A 4,468-nucleotide genomic window follows, 5' to 3' on the forward strand; every position below is an offset into this window, starting at 1 on the left:
CGTGCTCGCCCGCCGCGAGGCGGCGCACCAGGATGGGCTGCATGATGCCCTGCGCACGGATGCTCTCGGCGAGCTCGTACAGCGCGCCCTCGTCCATGCGCGTGCGCGGCTGGTAGATGCCAGGCACGAGCTGGCCCAGCGCCAGGGTGCTGGGCGGCCCCTCGGCGGCAGCGGGTGGGGCCGGATCGGTCCGCTCCTGAACCTTGGGGCCCAGCAGCGCCTCCAGGCCGCGGCCCAGGCCCTTGGGTTTCTTGGTCGCCATGGTGGTCTTCTTCAATCCTTGTCTGTGTCGCGCATGAGCGATTCGAGCCATGCATGGCCCTCGGGCCACAGGCCGAGGCCGGATTCGGCGTTGACGTGTCCGCGCTCGCCCAGATCGACGAAGCGCGCACCCCAGTCGGATGCCAGCCCCTGGGCACGTTGGAAGCTGCAGTAGGGATCGTTGCGGCTGCCGACGAGCACGGCAGGAAAGGGCAGCGGCTGGCGCACGATGGGCGCCCAGCCGGGAATCTGCGCCGACAGTTCGACCTGCTCGACGTCTCCGGGCGCCACCAGCAGGGCGCCGCGCACCCGGTGGGCACTGCGGGAGTGTGCAGCCCACCAGGCGGTGAGTATGCAACCAAGGCTGTGTGCCACCAGCAGCACCGGGGCCGGTGTGTCGATGATGACTTCTTCCAGCCGCGCGCTCCAGTCGCCGCGCCTGGGCGTGAACCAGTCGTGCTGCTCCACACGGCGGTAGCCATGCGCCCGCTCCCATTCGGTCTGCCAATGGCCTTCGGTGGAATTCAACCAGCCGGGCAGGAGAAGGATCTGCTCAGGATTCATGTCTCGTCATTCCATTTGCGTCCGGACAGCAACCAGCCAGGGCATGTCACATCCGCCCTACCCGCTCCACCATCTCCCGCGCAAACGCCACGAACGCCTGGCTGCCGCGCGCATTCGCATCGAACACCACCCCCGGTAGCCCGTAGCTCGGCGCCTCCGCCAGCCGCACGTTGCGCGGGATGACGGTGTCGAAGACCTTGTCGCCGAAGTGCTCCTTGAGCTGCTCGCTGACCTGGCTTTGCAGCGTGATGCGCGGATCGAACATGACGCGCAGCAGGCCGATGATCTGGAGTTGAGGGTTCAGGTTGGCGTGCACCTGCTTGATGGTGTTGACCAGGTCGGTCAGCCCCTCCAGCGCAAAATACTCGCACTGCATGGGCACGATCACGCCGTGCGCGGCGCACAGGCCGTTGAGCGTCAGCAATCCCAGCGCCGGCGGGCAGTCGATGAGCACGAAATCGAACTGCCCCTCCACGGCGGACAGCGCCGTCTTCAGCCGCCTCTCGCGCTGCTCCAGCTCGACCAGCTCCACCTCCGCGCCGGAGAGTTCGCGGTTGGCGCCCAAGACCTGGTAGCCACCGGCCTCCGAAGTCGCCATCGCCTCGGCCACCCCGCACTCCCCCAGCAGCACGTCATAGACCGTGTGCGCGAGCGCGCGCTTGTCCACGCCCGAGCCCATGGTGGCGTTGCCCTGCGGGTCCAGGTCCACCAGCAGCACGCGCTGGCCGATCTTTGCCAGGCCGGCGGCGAGGTTGACGGCGGTGGTGGTCTTGCCGACGCCGCCCTTCTGATTGGCGATGCAGAAAATCTTGGCCATGCGTTGCGAAAGATGCCCGTGCCGCAGCCCATCAGCCGGAGACGGCCAGCTTGGCGCCGAAGGCGATGAGGAAGGTGCCGGCCGCCTTCTCCAGCAGCTGCGCGATGCGCGGGCTGGCGCGCATGCGCTCGGCCAGGTGGTGGGTGAGCAGCACGACCACCAGGCAATAGGCCAGGGTCAGCGCGGCGATGGTTGCCGCCATGACGCCGAAGGTCAGCAGGCCCTGGTGCCTGGCGGGATCGACGAACAGCGGGAAGAAGGCCATGTAGAACACGATGGCCTTGGGATTGAGCAGCGTGATGACGGCGCCCTGGCGGAAATAGTGGCGCGGCTCGATGTGCAGCACCGGCGCCTGGCCCGGCCGCGCCGTGAGCATCCGCCAGCCCAGCCACGCTAGGTAGGCCGCACCCAGCCACTGCACGGCATGGAAAGCGGCAGGCGTGGCAGCCAGCAGCGCCGCCACCCCGGCCACGGCCGCCCACATCAGCACCTGGTCGGCGGCGATCAGGCCGGCCGCCGCTGCCAGCCCCGCGCGCACCCCGCCCTTGCCGGTGGAGGTGATGAGCGCCAGGTTGCCGGGCCCGGGAATGGCCAGAAACAGGATGACGGCGGCCACGAAGGCGCCGTAGTCAGCAATGCCGAACATGGGTGGAGGATGGCCTCGGGTGTGAACCGGACAAGTGTACGCGTGCGCCGCTCAGGCGGGGCGCATCCAGACGATGCAACGTTCCGCCTCCAGGCCCGGGACGGTCAGGTGTTCCACGTGGAACACCTCGACCGCCGCCGGCAGGGCGTCGATCTCTTCCTGGGGGCGCTTGCCCTTCATGGCCAGCCACACGCCCTGCGGCGCCAGCGCGGCCCGCGACCATGCCGTGAATTCCGCCAGCGAGGCAAAGGCGCGGCAGCTCACCACCGCGTAGGGTCCGGTGAGCGTCTCCACCCGCGCGTGGATGCCGCGCAGCCGGGGCAACCGCAACGCAGCCGCTGCCTGCTGCAGGAAGGCGGCCTTCTTGGCGACCGTGTCCACGCAATGCACCTCGATGTCCGGGCAGCAGATGGCGAACATCACGCCCGGCAATCCGCCGCCGGAACCCACGTCCAGCAGGCGCGGGGCGTCGCCCTCCTCCGTGGCGGTGAGGTGCGTCTGCAGATGCCGCCGCAAGGGCGGCACGGCCGCCAGGCTGTCGAGCAGGTGGTGCGTGAGCATCTCCTGCGGATCGCGCACGGCCGTGAGGTTGTAGACCCGGTTCCACTTCTGCAGCAGCTCCAGGTAGTCGAGCAATTGCTGGTGCTGCGCCTCGGAAAGCTCCAGGCCCAGCGCCTGCGTCCCCGCGCGCAATGTTTCCGCCAGCGCGCTCACGCGGCGGCCTCCGCGTCGGTGCCGCTTCCCGCAAAGCCCTTGAACCCACCCTTCTTCAGATGCACCAGCAGCAGCGAGATGGCGGCCGGCGTCACGCCCGAGATGCGCGAGGCCTGGCCCAGGGTTTCGGGGCGGTGCTTCTGCAGCGTCTGGCGCACCTCGATCGACAGGGCCGGCACCTGCATGTAATCCAGCTCCTCGGGAAGCCGCAGGCGCTCATAGTGCGCGGCGCGCTGCACCTCTTCTTTCTGGCGGTCGATGTAGCCGGAATACTTTGCGGCAATTTCCACCTGCTCGACCACGCTGTCCGCCAGCTCGCCCAGTGTTTCACGTGAAACATCGGCATGGGCGTAGCGGCCACCGTCCAGCCCCATGAGGGCGGGGTAGCTCACCTCGGGGCGGCGCAGCAGGCTGAACAGGCTGTACTCGTGCTCGATGGCCTTGCCGAGCACGCGCACCGCTTCCTGCTCCGGCAGGTTGCGCGGATTGACCCAGGTGTTCTTGAGCCGCTCTGTTTCACGTGAAACAGCGTCGCGCTTGCGGCTGAAGGCGTCCCAGCGCGCGTCGTCCACCAGACCGAGCTTGCGGCCGATCTCGGTCAGGCGCATATCGGCATTGTCCTCGCGCAGCTGCAGCCGGTATTCGGCGCGGCTGGTGAACATGCGGTAGGGCTCGGTCACGCCGCGCGTGACCAGGTCGTCCACCAGCACGCCCAGGTACGCCTCATCGCGCCCCGGCACCCAGGCGCCGCCGAAGCCATCGGCCCGGCCCTGGATCTCGCGGCACTGCAGCGCGGCGTTCAGGCCGGCGAACAGTCCCTGCGCCGCCGCTTCCTCGTAGCCGGTGGTGCCGTTGATCTGACCGGCGAAGAACAGCCCACCGATAGCGCGCGTCTCGAAGCTGCTCTTGAGGGCGCGTGGGTCGAAATAGTCGTACTCGATCGCGTAGCCGGGCCGCAGGATGTGGGCGTTCTCCAACCCCGGCATGGAACGCACCAGCGCCAGCTGGATGTCGAACGGCAGGCTGGTGGAGATGCCGTTGGGATAGACCTCGTGCGTGTCCAGGCCCTCGGGCTCCAGGAAGATCTGGTGGCTTTGCTTGTCGGCGAAGCGGTGGATCTTGTCTTCCACGCTCGGGCAGTAGCGCGGGCCGACGCCTTCGATCCGGCCGGTGAACATGGGGCTGCGGTCGAAGCCGCTCTTGATGATCTCGTGCGTGCGCGCGTTGGTGTGCGTGATCCAGCACGACACCTGGCGGGGGTGCATGGCGGCGCTGCCCATGAAGCTAAACACCGGCAGGCGGTCGGGGTTGACGCCGCCCGGCATGCCGTCGCCGGGTTGTTCCTCACAGCGCGAGAAGTCGATGCTGCGCCCGTCCAGACGCGGAGGCGTGCCGGTCTTCAGGCGGCCCTGCGGCAGCTGCAGCTCTTTCAGCCGCGCCGACAGGCGCACGGCCGGCGGGTCGCC

6 protein-coding genes are annotated in these 4,468 nt (G+C 68.6%); all 6 read right to left on the reverse strand.

The annotated features are described in order from the left end of the window. Nucleotides 1-262 (reverse strand): ParB N-terminal domain-containing protein (locus tag A612_RS08080; protein ID WP_158000169.1); only part of this gene is annotated, 262 nt, incomplete at its 3' end. Nucleotides 263-273: 11 nt separating this feature from the next. Then, nucleotides 274-825, reverse strand: coding sequence for an RBBP9/YdeN family alpha/beta hydrolase (locus A612_RS08085; RefSeq protein ID WP_019373998.1), 552 nt, complete (start codon nucleotides 823-825; stop codon nucleotides 274-276). 46 nt (nucleotides 826-871) lie between these two features. Next, on the reverse strand, nucleotides 872-1,642 hold the full coding sequence (locus tag A612_RS08090; protein WP_019373999.1) for a ParA family protein: 771 nt from the start codon (nucleotides 1,640-1,642) through the stop codon (nucleotides 872-874). A 31-nt stretch (nucleotides 1,643-1,673) separates the two neighbouring features. After that, nucleotides 1,674-2,288 carry a LysE family translocator gene (locus A612_RS08095; RefSeq protein ID WP_019374000.1) on the reverse strand — a complete coding sequence of 205 codons (615 nt, stop codon included), beginning with the start codon at nucleotides 2,286-2,288 and terminating at the stop codon, nucleotides 1,674-1,676. 51 nt (nucleotides 2,289-2,339) lie between these two features. Next, complete coding sequence (rsmG, locus tag A612_RS08100; RefSeq protein ID WP_019374001.1) at nucleotides 2,340-3,002, reverse strand: 16S rRNA (guanine(527)-N(7))-methyltransferase RsmG; 663 nt, start codon at nucleotides 3,000-3,002, stop codon at nucleotides 2,340-2,342. After that, nucleotides 2,999-4,468, reverse strand: a 1,470-nt coding sequence (gene mnmG / locus A612_RS08105; protein ID WP_019374002.1) for a tRNA uridine-5-carboxymethylaminomethyl(34) synthesis enzyme MnmG, incomplete at its 5' end; no start/stop codon positions are given. The genes rsmG and mnmG, both read right to left, overlap by 4 nt.

It is taken from the genome of Melaminivora alkalimesophila, assembly GCF_000282995.1.
GTDB lineage: Bacteria > Pseudomonadota > Gammaproteobacteria > Burkholderiales > Burkholderiaceae_C > Melaminivora > Melaminivora alkalimesophila.

What these genes read in the sequence shown, in the direction of transcription:
- A612_RS08085 (WP_019373998.1), bottom strand. Translation starts at nt 825, where the DNA reads ATGAATCCTGAGCAGATCCTTCTCCTGCCCGGCTGGTTGAATTCCACC.
- A612_RS08090 (WP_019373999.1), bottom strand. Translation starts at nt 1,642, where the DNA reads ATGGCCAAGATTTTCTGCATCGCCAATCAGAAGGGCGGCGTCGGCAAG.
- A612_RS08095 (WP_019374000.1), bottom strand. Translation starts at nt 2,288, where the DNA reads ATGTTCGGCATTGCTGACTACGGCGCCTTCGTGGCCGCCGTCATCCTG.